Below are 15,603 nucleotides of genomic sequence, written 5' to 3' on the forward strand. Positions count from 1 at the left end.
TGAAATACCTGTTCATTTAATCAGGTACTTTGACATGGTGGAACAATCTATACAACACCGGCACCACAATTAAGGTCAACACTGTCGCGAAACCGAGACCAAACATGATGGTGACCGCCATCGGACGAAAGAAAATATCCGGCAACAAAGGAATCATCCCCAAAATGGTGGTGATGGCCGCCATACACACAGGGCGTACACGACTGAGCGATGCATCAACGACCGCCAAATACGGGTCTTTGCCTGAATGCATTTCGATCTCGATTTGATCCAGCAGCACAATGCCGTTTTTCAGCAGCATGCCCGACAAACTCAGAAACCCGAGCAGCGCCATGAAACCAAACGGCGTGTTGAGTGCCAATAAGCCCGTCGTCACCCCAATCACCGCCAGCGGGACCGTCAACCAAACAATCAGCGGTTCTTTCACGGAATTGAACAAGAAAACCGTGATGAGGAACATGAACAGGTAACCCATCGGCATGGTCTGGAATAGCGATTCCTGCGCGTCGTGAGACGATTCATATTCCCCGCCCCACTCCAACGAATAGCCCGGCGGCAGTTGAATCGCTTCGATTTGGGGTTGAAGGCGTTTTTGCAACGTTGCCGCCGTCTCTTCCCCCAGCAGATCCGGATCCGCCATGACCGTCAAAATACGCTTGCGATTTTTACGCACCACCAGCGGATCTTCCCACAACATCTCATACCCGAGTGTCACTTGTTGCAGCGGAATGTATTCACTTAGCGCTGGGCTCCAAATTTTCATCCCTTCGATGTTGCGAATATCTACCCGTTCGGCTTCTGGCAGCCGCGCCACAATCGGCATTAAGGTGGTGCCGTCACGATACACGCCAATGGTTTTGCCCGAAAACGACATGGCCAAGAATTCATCCACATCCGATTTTGTGATGCCGTAACGTCGTGCTTGGCTTTCGTTGAATTGCGGCTCCAATACTTTGGTGCGTTCACGCCAGTCATGACGAATGTTGTAGGCTCCCGAATCGGCGTACATGATGTCCATCACTTGTGCGGCAATGCCACGAAGGATGGTGGGATCCGAGCCAACCAAACGCGCTTCAATCTTCGCGCCGCCCCCTGGCCCCAATTCAATCTGTTTCAGCTTGTAGTTAATTTCCGGATAATTGGCATCGAGGTGAGCGCGAAACCGCTGCATCAGCGGTGCCAAGCTGTCGTAGCTGGTTGCACGCGTGGTGATTTCACCGTAGGCGGCGTAACTTTTTTCCGGCGAGTAAGTCAACATGAAACGCTGCAAGCCTTTGCCCGCCGTGGTGGTCACCGCTTCCGCTTCATCTTGTTCGGCCAACCAATGTTCCAGTTTCTGCAACGTGTCGTTGGTGGCACGAATGTCGGTGCCTTCCGGCATCCATACATCCACCATAAACATCGGTGTGGTTGACGATGGAAAGAACGCCTGCTTCACCAAAGTAAACCCGTACAAGCTGACAAGCATGCCCGCAACCAACACAATCATCGTCATCCACGCGCGCTTCATACAGAACTCGAGAAACGATTTGTACAGCACAAAAATCATCCCTTGGTACGGGTCGTTTTCCTCATCGCTTGGCGGGACTTTCTGACCACGGAAAAAGATATCGGCAAAAAATGGGGTCAGGGAGATCGCGGTAAACCAGCTCAACATCAGCGAAATCAGCAAAACAGTAAACAACGTGCCACAATATTCACCGGTGGAATCTTCCGACAAACCAATTGGGGCAAACGCGGTGACCGCAATGACCGTCGCGCCCAGCAGTGGCCATTTGGTTTGCGTGACAATGTCAGTCGCAGCTTGCAATCGCGTTCGCCCTTTCTGCGTACCAATCAAAATCCCTTCGACCACCACAATCGCGTTGTCCACCAACATCCCAAGTGCAATAACCAGCGCCCCCAACGAAATGCGTTGCAAGTCGATTTTGAAATACTGCATGAAGATGAACGTGCCCAGCACCGTCAGCAGCAAGATCAACCCAATCAAGAGGCCAGAACGCAGCCCCATGAAAAACAGCAAGACGATAATCACGATGGCGACCGCTTGGCCTAAGCTGACCACAAAGCCGCTCACGGATTTATCCACTTCTTTCGGTTGGCTGTAGATTTCGGAAATATCGATGCCCACGGGTTGTTGATATTTCAACTCAGCCAAGCGGCGGTCAAACCGCTCGCCCACTTCAACCACGTTGACCCCTTGAGCAAACGACACCCCGACGTTGAGCGCCAGTTTGCCATTGAAGTTCACGATGTTGCTTGGCACTTCCACGTAGCCACGCTTCACTTCCGCCACGTCGCGTAAATAAATCAGCCCTGTGGAGCCGCCTTCGTTGAGGATCAAGTCACCGAGTTTATCTACGTCGTCAAATTCCCCGGTCGGGTGAATGCGAATGTACTCGCTGCCAATGCGAATGGCCCCGGCATCCGACACCACGTTCTGTGTCGACAGCAAATTAAAGACGGTTTGGGGCGAAATCCCGAGCGCACTGATACGTTTCATGGAGATTTCGATGAACACCTGCTGTTGCTGCTGACCGGACACCGAAACTTTGCTCACCCCGTCAATCAGTTCCAATTCACGGCGCAGGTAATCGACGTAGTCCAGCAGCTCCTTGTAACTGTAACCATCACCGGTCACCGCCAACAAAATACCGTACACATCGCCAAAATCGTCAATGACTTGCGGCGAATTCACTCCTGGCGGAAACGTTCCATTGAGGTCATTGACCTTGCGGCGCAGCTCATCCCAAATCTGGGGTAAATCGTCTGGACCATATTTGTTTTTCATGGTCACCGTAATTTGCGACAACCCGCGACTGGAGATCGAATTCACCTCATCCACATAGGTCAGTTGCTGAATCGCTTTTTCCAGCGGATAAGTGACCTCTTCTTCAACTTGCTGTGGCGTCGCCCCCGGATACGATGTCACCACCATCGCATCTTTGATGGTGAATGCCGGGTCTTCGAGTCTGCCAAGATTGAAGAATGCAGCCGTGCCGCCAATCAGAAAAATCAGCGACACCATCCAACTGATCACTCGATTGCGAATGAAGTAAGCAGCCACCCCTTGAATCTCGTCGTCGGTCTGCGGCTGATTGTTTTGCTCACTCATGGGCCATCTCCTTCACCACACTCACTGTCATGCCGTCACGTAATCGGGAAAGCCCCGCCACCACCACCGAATCCTCGGCCGTAATCCCTTCAACAATCTGCACCCGTGTTTTCGAGGCGTTACCCAAGCGTACTAAATGCTTCGACACACTGTTGTCTGCATTCAGCACCCAGACAAATTTTTGCGTTCGATCGAGCGCATCCCCATCCCCATTAAAAATGGCTTCCACCGGCACCACCGCAGTGCTGGTTGGGTTCAAATGTTCCACGCCCTGTTTGGCGGTCACTTCCACTGCCATGCCATCGAGAATCAACTCTTTTTCCGGCATCGTTAGCGTGAGTGTCACAGTAAACGTGCCCGTGGCCGGATCAGGCTCGGTGGTGAACTCTTTGACCCGCGCGTCATACTCATTGCCACTCGGGACTCTGACCAGCGCCTGCACTTTGGAGAGTTCCTGTGTGGTAGGTTGCGTGGCATGGAAACGATCCGGCAATTGAATCAGTACTTCGATGTCGTCGAGGCTGTGAATATTGACCACACGCTGACCCACTTGCACATTTTCGAATTGGTCGACATTCACCCGTGAGATGATCCCATCGACAGGCGCTTTGAGTTGAGTAAACGACAAACGCAACTTCGCCAAATCCAGCTCCGCCATGGCAATTTGACGTTGCGCGGCAATTTCATCGAACTGCGATTTCGCCAATAAGCCTTTTTCCACCAAAGGGCTGGAACGGCGATACTGGCTATCGATCACCGAATAGCGTGCTTGCGCGTTATCCACATCGAGTCGGTAATCGGTCGGATCCAGCTCGGCAATCACGTCGCCCGCATTCACTCGGTCCCCCTCTTTCACATTGATTTTGCGAACTTCGCCATTGACCCGAAAACTCAGGTGCGAACGCTCGGCAGCATTGGCGACCGCAGGGAAATAGAGGCTGTCTTTGCTACTGTTACCTAAATTCGCCACTTTGACTTTTGGCGTCATATCACGCGGCGTTGAGTCGGGATGACCACAACCGGCGAGCACCACCAGCGAGGCCAATAGATAGGTTTGCCACTGCATCATGTTATAGCCCCCGTTCCTTCACCCATTCGCGGACTTTGATGCCCGCTTCAATGCTGCTGACACCCGAAATCACGATTTGGTCGCCATCGTTCAACCCGTTCAAGACCTGACGTTGCTCATTCAGTTCGACGGGCACTTGGCTGACCACGCCATCACTGTCGACGCGCCAAACAAATTGTTGGCCGTCTTGCTCAAACAGCGCCGTCACGGGTACGGTGGACGCACTGCCTTTGGCGACCGATGCTTTGACGCTGCCCGCCATGCCGGGCAAAATGCCCACATCGGTCGGTCGTTCCATGACCATGGTGACTTTATAAGAGCCGGTTTGTGGATCCGCTTCGGTATCGATTTCCTGAAACTGGAGCGGAAAGGTCATGTCAGGAAAAGAATCGAAGACCATGCTGGCTTGCACGTCGCTGCCATCGCCGCTGGCAAAGCGATTAAGCAGACGATCCGGCAGTAAGAAAATCACTTTGAGAATTTGGTTGGTCTGAATATTCATGACCCCTTGCTTGGCGGCAACGTATTCAAAGTTTTCAGCGGGAATGATTGAAATGGTGCCGTCATATGGCGCGAGCAGTTGGGTGTAACTGAGATTGGCTTTTGCCTGTTCCCACGTTGCTCTGGCTGAATTGTGATTGGCTTGCGCCTGATCGAAATCTTGTTCGGAAACCACTTTGTCCTGACGCAGTTTTTGATACCGCTTGTACTGCACATCCGCCAAAACGAAGTTCGCTTTGGCCTGTTTCTCCAACAAGGCGTATTCGTCAGGATTCACGGTTGCCAGAACATCACCTTTTTTCACCGCCTGCCCGGCATTCACATCGATCGACTGCAACTGACCGGGCACACGAAACGCCAACACGGCGCGATCACCCGCTTCACTGGTCGCGGGAAATTGACGGGTAAATTCATTATTGCCCACCGAGACGGTGGTTAACTTGGCGGGACGAGATTCCGGTTCTGGAACGGGCGGAAGTTCTCTGCTGCATCCGTGGAGGAACGCAGAAGAAACCATTAGGAAAGTTATCGTTTTACGCATATTCATCACCCATGATGATTGATAGATCAAACATAGGTGAATCAGCGAGTTATCGCTACGTCAAACACACAGAAAATTCAGGGAAATGAGAGCGGCATCCAATACCGCTCACATGGAGCCGATGACTTATAGTTTGCTGAACTCACGGTTCACTTTAAACGCTTCCGATGTCACATACGCTTCCATATGACGCACGCGGTTTTCCACTTGGTTCAAGTCTTGTTCGAGCGTTTGCAGCAGCGCTTGTGCGGTTTGTCCTTGCTCCCAAGGTTTACTCTTTAACGTGTGCGATTGCTGACTGCGCAGCGAATCACGATATTGTTCAGGCTGTTTTTCCAGCATCAATGACAACGCCAGATACGCAATGATCACCAGCGCGAAACCGCCCAGCAACGCAACTGTAATCACCAAAATTCGCACCAGCCACACTTCCAAACCGAAATAGTTGGCAATGCCCGCGCACACGCCCGTCAACTTGCCGTTAAACGGGTCGCGATACAGTTCACGACTACTCATAATGTCGCCTCCAGCTCGGTGCTTCCGCATCCAAAATGCGTTCGAGCGTGTCGATGCGCGCTTCCAGCCCTTTGGCTTTTTGCGACAGCGCTTGCAGCGCATCGAAATCATCCTGTGACAAGCCGTTTTCCATTTTACGTTTGTTGCGGTAATGCAGCAGCAGCCAAAGTGGCGCTACAAATATCAAAAAAACAACCAAAGGTCCTGCAATGAAAAATGAGGCCATAGCTCGCTCCTAAATTCGTGAACTGGTGTTGATTAGTCTTGTTTCATCTGTTCTTTGAGCTTTGCCAACTCGTGTTCAATTTCATCTTGTGCTTGCAGCTCAGCAAACTCTTGCTCAAGTGACTTGCCCTGGCCTGACTGCGCGTACAGATCGGCTTCGGCTTCCAGTTCATCCACCTTGCGAGAATACTGTTCAAACTTCGCCATCGCTTCGTCGGTGCGATTGGTGTGCAAATGGCGCTGCACATCACGGCGATTGCTTGCGGCTTGGCTGCGAATCGCCAACGCTTGCTGTTTCGCGCGCGTTTCCGTGATCTTGCTTTCCAGTTTGGCAATTTCGCCCGTTAGCTTATCAATGGTTTCCTCAACCAATGTTTGTTCAGTATGCAAACCTTTGAGTACCTTTTGCAATTTTTGTTTCTCAATCAACGCCGCGCGCGCCAAGTCCTCGCGCTGTTTGTTGAGTGCCAACGTGGCTTTGGCTTGCCAATCTTCAATTTGCTGATCGATGCTGTCGACTTTACGCGCCAACTCTTTCTTATCGGCAATCGCTTTGGCGGAGTTGGTGCGGACTTCCACCAGCGTGTCTTCCATCTCCTGAATGATGAGACGAATCATTTTTTCCGGATCTTCCGCTTTATCGAGTAGCGCGCTGATGTTGGAATTCACAATGTCGGCAAAACGAGAAAAAATACCCATGATAGTGCTCCTTAATCTTGTGGGGTCACGCCCAAGGCCTAACTCCGAGAAATCGTGGTAAGTGGTCGCGGCAGCTTCACCGCCTCTTTTGCTAATCTTTCCCATCTATCTTCATAGCGTTTCCTATCTCCATTCCAATATCCATGCCAAGTTTTCAATCTTTATTTTTCAGTCACTTAAGTTGATTCATATCGGCGGCTCCACTATGCTGATAAAAATTTGGCTAACTATTGGTAAATTTCGCCAACCCGATCAACCAACCCGACGAATCGATGCGAGGAATGAAGCATGCAGCATAACTTGATTGGTGAATCCCCTGCGTTTCTGGCTGTTTTAGATAAAGTGTCGCGCCTCGCGCCCATTGAGCGTCCGGTGCTGGTGATGGGTGAACGGGGCACCGGCAAAGAGTTGATTGCCCAACGGCTGCACTATTTATCCAAGCGCTGGGACCAACCGCTGGTCGCGTTGAACTGCTCAACATTGAGCGAAGGGTTGATTGATTCTGAACTCTTTGGTCACGAGTCTGGCGCATTTACTGGCTCAAGAGGTCGCCATCAAGGGCGTTTTGAACGTGCTGAAGGCGGCACCTTGTTTCTGGATGAGCTGGCGACCGCGCCATTCGCCGTGCAGGAAAAATTATTGCGGGTGATCGAATATGGTCAATACGAGCGCGTGGGCGGATCGCAGGTGCTAAGCGCCAACGTACGCTTGGTGTGTGCCACCAACGCCGATCTTCCCCAACTGGCGCAGCGCGGTGAGTTCCGTGCCGATTTGCTCGATCGCTTGGCGTTTGATGTCATTCATTTACCGCCGCTACGTGAACGCCGCGACGACATTGTGCTGCTGGCCGAGTACTTTGCCATTCGCATGTGCCGCGAATTGTCGCTGCCCATGTTTGTGGGATTCACCGACCACGCGGTTCAATCCCTGCTCGACTACCCATGGCCGGGGAATGTGCGTGAGCTGAAAAATGTCATTGAACGTGCGGTGTACCAACATGGCGCAAGCGACGATCCCATTGAACAACTGGTGTTTGACCCTTTTGGTCACCCCACACTTTCGGAATCAACAATGCGCCCTCAAACCCAAGATGCTCTTGATTCGAGCACCGAGCCTAGCGCAAATCGTTCGGCAGAATTCACTTTACCGATGGACTACAAACAGTGGCAGGAAGATCAAGATAAGGCGCTGTTGAATCATGCGCTTAAATGCGCCAAGTTTAATCAAAGGCAAGCCGCACAGCTGCTGGGATTGAGCTATCATCAATTTCGAGGCATGGTCAGAAAATATGACTTGCTGAGCGATCTGTCGGAGTAAGCGCAGCTTCCTTGGCGATTTAGCTAGACAGATCAACCTTTTCACTTGGTTTCAAACGTCAAAGAATGGTAAATTAGCGGGATTTTGAGGCACAAATGCGCTGAATTTTGCCTCGTTTCTCACACTCATTTTCAATATGAAAACTTTATTACGACTCACGCTGGGATTATGCGGCCTCAGCCTGCTTGCAGGTTGTGGAGAGAAAATCGACCATAGCAAAATTCGCCAGAGCGGATTCGTCTACTGCGGTCAGGGAAGCCCGAGTACATTCAACCCGCAACTCGTTGATAGCGGTATCACTTCTGAAGCCCTCAGCCCACAGATTTACGACACGCTGCTTAAACTCGACCCTGAAACCCATTTGCCGATCGCCAATCTGGCCACCGAATGGACCGTCAACAGTAGCGGCACCGAATACGTTTTCAAACTGCGTCCGGGTGTTCAGTTCCAAACCACGCAATGGTTTACCCCAACACGAACGCTGAACGCCGAAGATGTGGTGTTTAGTTTCCGCCGCATCATTGATACCACCAATCCTTATCATTACGTCAGCCACGGCACCTACCCTTGGTTTGTGGGCATCGATTTCTCCAATCTGTTGATTGATGTGATTGCGCTAGACGATCACACCGTAAAATTTACGCTCAGTCGCGCCGACAACAGTTTCTTATCCAATATTTCCACCACGCATGCCGTCATCCTGTCCGCTGAATACGCACAGCAACTCGCCCTGCGTGATGAAAAATCGTTGATCGATAGTCACCCGGTTGGCACTGGCCCATTTTATCTAGACGAATATCAGATTCACGATTTAGTGCGCCTGCGTCGCCATAACGGATACTGGAATGGCCCGGCCAAAATGGAACAGGTGGTGTTTGATATTTCTCAACGCGGCACCGGCACCTTGGCCAAATTGCTGCGCAATGAGTGTGACGTGCTGAGTTCACCGATTTCGAGCCAAATTCCAATCATCGAAAAGCAATCCAACATTGTGTTGAATTCAAAACCGGCCATGAACGTGGCCTTTATTGCGGTCAACACCTCTCATCCGGCCTTGAACGATGTGCGCGTGCGCAAAGCGCTAAACTTTGCGATCAACCGCCAAAACATCCTTGATTCGGTGTACTACGGAACGGGCAGCATGGCGTACAACATTCTTCCTCCGACGTCGTGGGCCTATCAAAAAGACAACGTGCAAGTCCGTTATGATCGCAATTACGCCATTGCGCTGCTGCGTGATGCTGGGTTTGAGTCTGGGCTGGAGCTGACCATGTCGGTACCACTGGAGCCGCGCGCCTACAATCCAAGCCCACGCAAAACCGCCGAACTGATTCAATCCAACTTGGCCGATATTGGTGTGACGCTGCATCTCATTCCGGAAGATCGTCTCGACCGTACCGAGCTCTCTGAGCGCTCGTATGTCGACCTGTTCCTGACGGGCTGGACTGGCGTCACAGGCGACCCTGACAACTTCCTGCGCCCCTTGCTGTCGTGTGATGCCAATCGCGCTGGGCTGAATGTGGCCATGTGGTGCAACAGCGACTTTGACTTCCTACTCGATTTGGCGCTGGAAGTGGAACGACCGCGCTATCGCCTCAACCTCTACAAACAGGCGCAAAATATTCTGAATCAGGAGTTTCCTGTGATTCCTTTGGCTCACGGTATGCAGTTTAAAGCGTACAACAAAACGCTCACGGGCTTTCGTCTCAGCCCTTTCAACGTCGAACCATTCAATCATGTTGAGAGGGTTACGGAATAATGTTCAACTACACAGTCCGCCGCTTTAACCTCTTTGTCATTACCCTGCTGATCCTGACGCTGGTTGGCTACAGCTTGCTGCGGCTTGATCCCCAATCGCCGTGGGCCATTGCCGATTTCTGGTCGGGTTGGTCAGAATACATCTCTGAATTGCTGCAACTGAACTTTGGCGTCAACAAAAGTGGTGTGCCGATTATAGAAGAACTGGCATTGGTGTTTCCTGCCACATTGGAACTCTGTTTAATCGCCTTCATTCTGTCGCTGTTGGTGGGGATTCCTATCGGCACGATTGCTGGCATGAAGCAAGGGAAATGGCTCGACACCCTCATCTCGTTCACATCGATGTCTGGGTATTCTGCGCCGCTGTTTTGGGTCGCCCTGATGCTCATCATGGTGTTCTCGCTGCAATATGAAATGCTGCCGGTTGCAGGGCGTTATGACCTACTTTACCAAGTCGAACACGTGACGGGTTTTGCGGTAATCGATGCGTTTTTGGCCAAAGGCGCCTATCGCAACTACGCGCTGCAAAGCGTGATTGAACATATGATTCTGCCATGTTTGGTGCTGGCACTGGCCCCGACGACACAGGTCATTCGACTGATGCGCTCGTCCGTTGCCGACATCATGAGCCAAAACTACATTCGCGCAGCGCGGATCAAAGGTTTGTCTTACTACCAGATCGTGATTCAGCATGTGCTGCGCAACGCGATTCCTCCCATCATTCCCAAATTCGGCGTTCAGCTATCGAGCATGCTCACGCTGGCGATCATCACCGAGTCGATTTTTAACTGGCCGGGCATCGGCCGCTGGTTGTTGGATGCCTTGTCAAACCGCGATTATGTTTCGATTCAAGCTGGCGTGATTGCCGTCGGCGCTTTGGTGCTCACCGCAAATATTCTCTCAGATCTGATTGGCGCGATGATCAACCCGCTGGTAAGGAAGGAATGGTATGCTAACAAATAGCGTGTATCAGGAAGAGCATATCCCGACTCAGTTCGAGCGCTTCTGGCGCAGCTATAAAGCGAACAACTTGGCGATGTTTGGCCTGTGGTGCTTGGTGTTGATTGTCATCGTCACCCTGACGTCGTACTGGATTACGCCGCACGATCCACACATGCAATCGGGCGAGTTACTGATCCCGCCCTCATGGGATCCTGCCGGCACCGTTGAATACTTCCTCGGCACCGATGATTTAGGCCGCGATATTTTGTCGCGCCTGATTGATGGCTCGCGCCTTACCTTTGGTGCGGCGATCATCATTACCCTCATCGCCACCGTGATTGGCTGTGGCATCGGCATTTTGGCAGGCATGACGCGCGGTTTGCTGTCGAGCACCTTGAACCACCTGCTGGATACCGTGATGTCGATTCCGTCGCTGCTGCTGGCGATCATCTTCGTCGCTTTCCTTGGCTTCGGTGAATTCAATATTCTGCTCGCCATTTGCTTGGCCTTGATCCCGCGATTCATCCGTTCGCTCTACATTGCCGTACATAATGAAGTAGAGAAAGATTACGTGATGGCCGCACGCCTCGATGGTGCCAATGATTCGTACCTGTTGTGGCACTCCATTTTGCCCAATGTGTTGCCCGTGATTGCCGCAGACATCACCATGGCATTGTCGATTGCGATTTTAGACATCACGGCGCTGGGCTTTTTGGGTTTGGGCGCGCAAGCACCGAGCACCGAATGGGGCGCGATTCTGGGTGATTCCGTCGAGCTGATTTATCTGGCCCCTTGGACGGTCACACTGCCGGGGATTGCGATTATGTACACCGTGGTCATGATTAACTTGGTGGGCGAAGGCGTCCGTCAAGCACTGAATGCAGGAGTCGAATGATGCCGTTACTTGATATTCGTCACCTCACGATTGAGATAGATACACCGCAAGGTCTTGTGAAAGCGGTTGACCGCATGAGCATGACCATGAACGAAGGGGAAATCCGTGGCTTGGTGGGTGAATCCGGCTCGGGTAAAAGTTTGGTGGCCAAAGCCATCGTTGGCGTGGGCAAAGAGAACTGGCGCATCACCGCCGACCGCATGCGCCTTGGCAATATTGATTTGCTGCAACTCACCCCTCGGGAACGTCGCCGCGTGATTGCGCGCGACATTGCCATGATTTTCCAAGAACCATCCACCTGTCTTGACCCGTCAGAAGAGGTGGGCAAACAGCTCATCGAGTCGATTCCATCTCGTACCTTTGAAGGCCGTTGGTGGGAGCGATTTACTTGGCGTAAACGTCAAGCCATCGCCCTGCTGCATAAAGTCGGCATTAAAGATCACCGCCGAGTGATGGGCAGTTATCCGTACGAACTGACGGATGGTGAGTGTCAAAAAATCATGATTGCGATGGCCATTGCGGCTAAGCCAAAACTCTTGATTGCCGATGAACCAACCAACGACCTTGATCCCATCACGCAGTCGCAGATTCTGCGTTTGCTGAGCCGCATGAATCAGGTCAACAATACCTCGATTCTGCTGATCGGGCATGACTTAACCACCATTACGCAGTGGGCGAACCGCATCACCGTGATGTATTGCGGTCAATCAGTGGAATCAGCCGACACGCAAAAAATCATGGCCGAACCCAAACACCCGTATACGGTTGCGCTGCTGCGCGCCATGCCCGACTTCAGCGACTGGATTCCCCACAAAGAGAAATTGCAATCGCTGCCCGGCTCCATTCCCCCGCTGCAACACTTACCCATTGGTTGCCGTTTGGGCCACGTTGCCCGTACGCACAGCGTCAATGTGTTGAAGTGCCACACACGCGCTGGGTGAAAAACCACAAGTTTGCTTGCCACTTTCCGTTAAACATGGAGCCGTAGTCATGAGTGATTCACTGTTAGAAGTCAGTAATTTATCCAAAGACTTCGTTACCCGCTCCGGCATCTTCCGCAAGAGAGTGCATCACGCCGTCAAACCGGTGAGCTTCACGTTGGATGCGGGGCAAACCATCGGCTTTATCGGCCAGAACGGTTCCGGGAAATCGACACTGGCGCGCATGTTGGCTGGCGTGGTGGAACCGTCCAGCGGCGAAATCCGCGTGAACGGCGAGCTGTTAGAGCACGAAGATTACTCAACGCGCTGTAAATTGATTCGCATGATTTTCCAAGATCCCAACACCTCGCTGAATCCGCGCATTCAGATCGGTCGAATTCTGGAAGGTCCGTTGAAGCGAAACACCAACATGACACCGGAAGCGCGCATGAAGCGAGTCAAAGATACGCTGCTACGTGTCGGCTTGCTGCCGGAGCATGCGTATTTCTACCCACAAATGCTGGCAACTGGCCAAAAGCAGCGTGTCTGCTTGGCGCGCGCACTGATCCTGCAACCGTCCATCATCGTCGCGGATGAAGCGCTCAATGGTTTGGACATGGCGATGCGCTCGCAAATCATCAACCTGTTTCTAGAACTGCAAGAAGAGATGGGCGTGTCGTTTATCTATGTGTCGCAACACATTGGAGTCATCAAGCACATTACCGACAAAGTGATGGTGATGCATGAAGGCGAAGTGGTGGAATTTGGTGACACACTTGAAGTCCTTTCCGAGCCGCAGCACCCCATCACACAACGAATGGTGGAAAGCCACTTCAACAAGGCGCCGTGCTTTAAGTAATGCGTATTTGGCCGCTTGTGACTGCCCTGCTCTTTTCGCCGCTGGCCTGGAGTGCCAATACGTGGGAAGACACGGCATTCATTGAACAGGCGTTTGTTCAGGTCGCGCTGCGTAACGAATACGCAGCGGGCGCTAAACCGCTGGTGAAATGGCATCAACCCATCAAAGTCTGGTTCGAACACAAAGTGGCCGATCGCGATCTGCATGAAGCGTTGGCCCTAGCGCAGCTCAAACATTTGGCTCGGGTGACGGGTCATTCCATCACCCAAGTCGCCCATCGTCGGGACGCCAATCTGATTTGGGTCTTCACTCAGCAATCCCATTGGAAAAATGATGTGCAGCGTGAAATGGGCGCTGCCGCGGCCAAACACATCTATGGCGCCGTGTGCTTAGGAAATTATCGGACGCGCAACGACACACATGAGATTGTTTCGGCGGCGGTTGTGATTCCGGCCGACCAAGCGCGTAGCCACGGTAAATTGCTGGCGTGCGTAGTGGAAGAAGTCACTCAAGTGATGGGGCTGCCGAACGATTCAGAGCAAGCTTACCCCTCGATTTTTAACGATAAAACTCCGGACTCTCTGCTGTCGCCACTCGACGTGATTCTACTCAAACTGTTGTATGAACCGGCACTCAAACCCGGCATGAGCGAGCAGCAAGTTCGCCCGATTCTTCGAACGCTGATTCAACGCTATAAAAAAGACGGCGTGCTTGCGCAGGCCGTCCAGATATCACATTCGTCAGATTTGTATGACTGGCTGCCGTAATTAACGGCGAGCGTTTTGCTTGTTCAGTTCAAAATCAAACTCATCAGGGAACAGCACCACGCCTTCTTCATTGTCGTTTGGAAACACCACCACCGACAGATCGTCTTGCTCCAGACCACTGGTCCAGCGGCTGCGCCATTTGTTGAGTGAAATCGCTTCCGCTTCGCACTCCGCCCAGTCACCGGTCGCCCACGCTTCGGCAAACTCACGGTTTGGCCATACGGGGACGCAGTCATCATCTTCGGTGTTAAGCATCACACAACCGTGTTCATCTTTCAGAATCCACACCTGTTGATTGGCAACGATTTCTTTGATGCAGTACGTAAAGCGCTGCTCTTGGTCGTACTGATTAATGGTCGCGATTTGTTCCGCGCTCAATGCATTGGCCATGTTGGTCTCCAAATAAAAACGCTCACAGCAACAGGCTGCGAGCGTTCAAACCGTCAATTTACGTGGGCATGATACCCGAATTGAACAATTAAGCCAGTTCGCCCTGTAGCCAAGGCCAACCTTGTTTCTTACGGCTGAGGGTGTTTTCCATCATCAGCACACCATCGACACAGTGTTTTTCCAGTTTTTCAGCCCACTCGCCTTTAAACAATAGACGAGTTTGTGCCGTGGTGATGTCGGTCAGCATCAACGCCGCGAGCGCCAGTTGGTCAGCGTCGCAACGACGTTGCAGATCTGCGTCCAGCGCATCGATCATGTCGCTAACTTGATCCAGCGTGGCCAATTCAACTTGACCCACAACCAGCTCACGACCGTTAAACGGATAAGCTTTCAGGTCTTTCTCGACCAGTTCAGCCGCACTCAAGCCTGCGATGTCAGTTTTTGCAATCAGCAGCGCGCGAATGAAACCATCCAGATCCGTCACACCCGCCAGCGGTGCCAACGCCGCCACGGCATCTTTATCTTTTTGGGTGCATGTTGGGGATGCAAAACCGACCGTGTCAGACAAAATCGCCGACATCATTAGGGTCGCCATTGGCTGGCTGATGGTGGCATTTTCCATCTTAAACAGGTTAAACAAAATGGTGCTGGTACAGCCAACAGGCCAGATCCACGCTTCCAATGGGTTCACCGTCATCACATCACCCAAACGGTGGTGATCGACAATGCCCAGAATTTCAGCGTCATTTAAGTCATCCGGTGCTTGCGCTAAATCGGTGTAATCCACCAACCACACTTGCTCACCCGCCACGCTGGTGCGTAGCTCTGGCTGTTCCACACCCGCCGCCGCTAGAATGTGTTGGGTTTCGCGGTTGATTTCACCTTGGCGAATCGCTTTTGCTTCCAAACCACGTGCTTTTAATAATTCAGCGGCAACCAACGCACTGCAAATACTGTCACTGTCCGGGTTTTTATGACCTACTACTAAAATCATTGTCTTTCCTATTCTTTTCCCGTTTTGAGGGCATCACTCACAAAGGCTGTCACTGTACGCAACTGAATGATTTGTGCATGGAGCTAAATCAAAAA

Annotated in this window: 14 protein-coding genes and 1 pseudogene; 7 read left to right on the forward strand and 8 right to left on the reverse strand. The window is 52.0% G+C overall.

Features of this window, described 5'->3' with window-relative positions; genetic code table 11:
• Nucleotides 1–16: 16 nt before the first annotated feature.
• The 6 genes from ACS18Q_RS08340 to pspA form a co-directional block, all read right to left on the reverse strand.
• Entirely contained in the window at nucleotides 17–3,115 is a 3,099-nt protein-coding gene (locus ACS18Q_RS08340; RefSeq protein ID WP_275722296.1) for an efflux RND transporter permease subunit, read from the reverse strand.
• Nucleotides 3,108–4,184, reverse strand: a complete 1,077-nt coding sequence (locus ACS18Q_RS08345) for an efflux RND transporter periplasmic adaptor subunit (protein WP_441256913.1) — start codon at nucleotides 4,182–4,184, stop codon at nucleotides 3,108–3,110. The genes ACS18Q_RS08340 and ACS18Q_RS08345 overlap by 8 nt, the downstream gene beginning before the upstream one ends.
• A gap of 1 nt (nucleotide 4,185) precedes the next feature.
• Nucleotides 4,186–5,226, reverse strand: a complete 1,041-nt coding sequence (locus ACS18Q_RS08350) for an efflux RND transporter periplasmic adaptor subunit (protein WP_038151046.1) — start codon at nucleotides 5,224–5,226, stop codon at nucleotides 4,186–4,188.
• Between the two features lie 126 nt (nucleotides 5,227–5,352).
• A complete protein-coding gene (pspC, locus tag ACS18Q_RS08355; RefSeq protein ID WP_004725522.1) occupies nucleotides 5,353–5,742 on the reverse strand; it encodes an envelope stress response membrane protein PspC in 390 nt (129 codons plus the stop codon).
• Entirely contained in the window at nucleotides 5,735–5,968 is a 234-nt protein-coding gene (pspB, locus tag ACS18Q_RS08360) for an envelope stress response membrane protein PspB (RefSeq protein ID WP_004725520.1), read from the reverse strand. Before pspB ends, pspC begins: the two co-directional genes overlap by 8 nt.
• A 32-nt stretch (nucleotides 5,969–6,000) precedes the next feature.
• The gene (pspA, locus tag ACS18Q_RS08365; protein WP_004725518.1) at nucleotides 6,001–6,666 is read right to left on the reverse strand and encodes a phage shock protein PspA; all 666 of its coding nucleotides are present in this window, start codon (nucleotides 6,664–6,666) and stop codon (nucleotides 6,001–6,003) included.
• A gap of 288 nt (nucleotides 6,667–6,954) precedes the next feature.
• Between pspA and pspF the strand changes: the two genes are divergently transcribed.
• From pspF to ACS18Q_RS08400, 7 genes and pseudogenes are all read left to right on the forward strand, one after another.
• The gene (gene pspF, locus ACS18Q_RS08370; protein WP_441256914.1) at nucleotides 6,955–7,983 is read left to right on the forward strand and encodes a phage shock protein operon transcriptional activator; all 1,029 of its coding nucleotides are present in this window, start codon (nucleotides 6,955–6,957) and stop codon (nucleotides 7,981–7,983) included.
• A gap of 136 nt (nucleotides 7,984–8,119) precedes the next feature.
• Nucleotides 8,120–9,742 carry an ABC transporter substrate-binding protein SapA gene (sapA, locus tag ACS18Q_RS08375; RefSeq protein WP_014204927.1) on the forward strand — a complete coding sequence of 541 codons (1,623 nt, stop codon included), beginning with the start codon at nucleotides 8,120–8,122 and terminating at the stop codon, nucleotides 9,740–9,742.
• Nucleotides 9,742–10,704, forward strand: a complete 963-nt coding sequence (locus ACS18Q_RS08380) for an ABC transporter permease (RefSeq protein ID WP_004725511.1) — start codon at nucleotides 9,742–9,744, stop codon at nucleotides 10,702–10,704. The genes sapA and ACS18Q_RS08380 overlap by 1 nt, the downstream gene beginning before the upstream one ends.
• Entirely contained in the window at nucleotides 10,691–11,578 is an 888-nt protein-coding gene (locus ACS18Q_RS08385; protein WP_441256915.1) for an ABC transporter permease subunit, read from the forward strand. Before ACS18Q_RS08380 ends, ACS18Q_RS08385 begins: the two co-directional genes overlap by 14 nt.
• Nucleotides 11,578–12,566: pseudogene (locus ACS18Q_RS08390) on the forward strand (peptide ABC transporter ATP-binding protein). The gene ACS18Q_RS08385 and the pseudogene ACS18Q_RS08390 overlap by 1 nt, the downstream one beginning before the upstream one ends.
• Nucleotides 12,567–12,568: 2 nt before the next feature.
• Nucleotides 12,569–13,357 (forward strand): peptide ABC transporter ATP-binding protein, encoded by a 789-nt coding sequence (locus ACS18Q_RS08395; RefSeq protein WP_004725505.1) that lies wholly within the window; start codon nucleotides 12,569–12,571, stop codon nucleotides 13,355–13,357.
• Nucleotides 13,357–14,124 (forward strand): DUF2927 domain-containing protein, encoded by a 768-nt coding sequence (locus tag ACS18Q_RS08400; RefSeq protein ID WP_441256916.1) that lies wholly within the window; start codon nucleotides 13,357–13,359, stop codon nucleotides 14,122–14,124. Before ACS18Q_RS08395 ends, ACS18Q_RS08400 begins: the two co-directional genes overlap by 1 nt.
• Here the strand turns inward: ACS18Q_RS08400 and ACS18Q_RS08405 are convergent, their stop codons facing one another.
• Nucleotides 14,125–14,514, reverse strand: coding sequence for a DUF2750 domain-containing protein (locus ACS18Q_RS08405; RefSeq protein ID WP_004725503.1), 390 nt, complete (start codon nucleotides 14,512–14,514; stop codon nucleotides 14,125–14,127).
• Nucleotides 14,515–14,602: 88 nt separating this feature from the next.
• Nucleotides 14,603–15,508 carry a manganese-dependent inorganic pyrophosphatase gene (locus tag ACS18Q_RS08410; protein WP_004725500.1) on the reverse strand — a complete coding sequence of 302 codons (906 nt, stop codon included), beginning with the start codon at nucleotides 15,506–15,508 and terminating at the stop codon, nucleotides 14,603–14,605.
• Between the last annotated feature and the right edge of the window lie 95 nt (nucleotides 15,509–15,603).

It is taken from the genome of Vibrio sp. Vf1514 (assembly GCF_052076135.1).
In the GTDB taxonomy this organism is placed as follows: domain Bacteria; phylum Pseudomonadota; class Gammaproteobacteria; order Enterobacterales; family Vibrionaceae; genus Vibrio; species Vibrio furnissii.

Coding starts and splice junctions, on each gene's coding strand:
- ACS18Q_RS08340 (WP_275722296.1), bottom strand. CDS start 3,115: ATGAGTGAGCAAAACAATCAGCCGCAGACCGACGACGAGATTCAAGGG.
- ACS18Q_RS08345 (WP_441256913.1), bottom strand. CDS start 4,184: ATGATGCAGTGGCAAACCTATCTATTGGCCTCGCTGGTGGTGCTCGCC.
- ACS18Q_RS08350 (WP_038151046.1), bottom strand. CDS start 5,226: ATGCGTAAAACGATAACTTTCCTAATGGTTTCTTCTGCGTTCCTCCAC.
- pspC (WP_004725522.1), bottom strand. CDS start 5,742: ATGAGTAGTCGTGAACTGTATCGCGACCCGTTTAACGGCAAGTTGACG.
- pspB (WP_004725520.1), bottom strand. CDS start 5,968: ATGGCCTCATTTTTCATTGCAGGACCTTTGGTTGTTTTTTTGATATTT.
- pspA (WP_004725518.1), bottom strand. CDS start 6,666: ATGGGTATTTTTTCTCGTTTTGCCGACATTGTGAATTCCAACATCAGC.
- pspF (WP_441256914.1), top strand. CDS start 6,955: ATGCAGCATAACTTGATTGGTGAATCCCCTGCGTTTCTGGCTGTTTTA.
- sapA (WP_014204927.1), top strand. CDS start 8,120: ATGAAAACTTTATTACGACTCACGCTGGGATTATGCGGCCTCAGCCTG.
- ACS18Q_RS08380 (WP_004725511.1), top strand. CDS start 9,742: ATGTTCAACTACACAGTCCGCCGCTTTAACCTCTTTGTCATTACCCTG.
- ACS18Q_RS08385 (WP_441256915.1), top strand. CDS start 10,691: ATGCTAACAAATAGCGTGTATCAGGAAGAGCATATCCCGACTCAGTTC.
- ACS18Q_RS08395 (WP_004725505.1), top strand. CDS start 12,569: ATGAGTGATTCACTGTTAGAAGTCAGTAATTTATCCAAAGACTTCGTT.
- ACS18Q_RS08400 (WP_441256916.1), top strand. CDS start 13,357: ATGCGTATTTGGCCGCTTGTGACTGCCCTGCTCTTTTCGCCGCTGGCC.
- ACS18Q_RS08405 (WP_004725503.1), bottom strand. CDS start 14,514: ATGGCCAATGCATTGAGCGCGGAACAAATCGCGACCATTAATCAGTAC.
- ACS18Q_RS08410 (WP_004725500.1), bottom strand. CDS start 15,508: ATGATTTTAGTAGTAGGTCATAAAAACCCGGACAGTGACAGTATTTGC.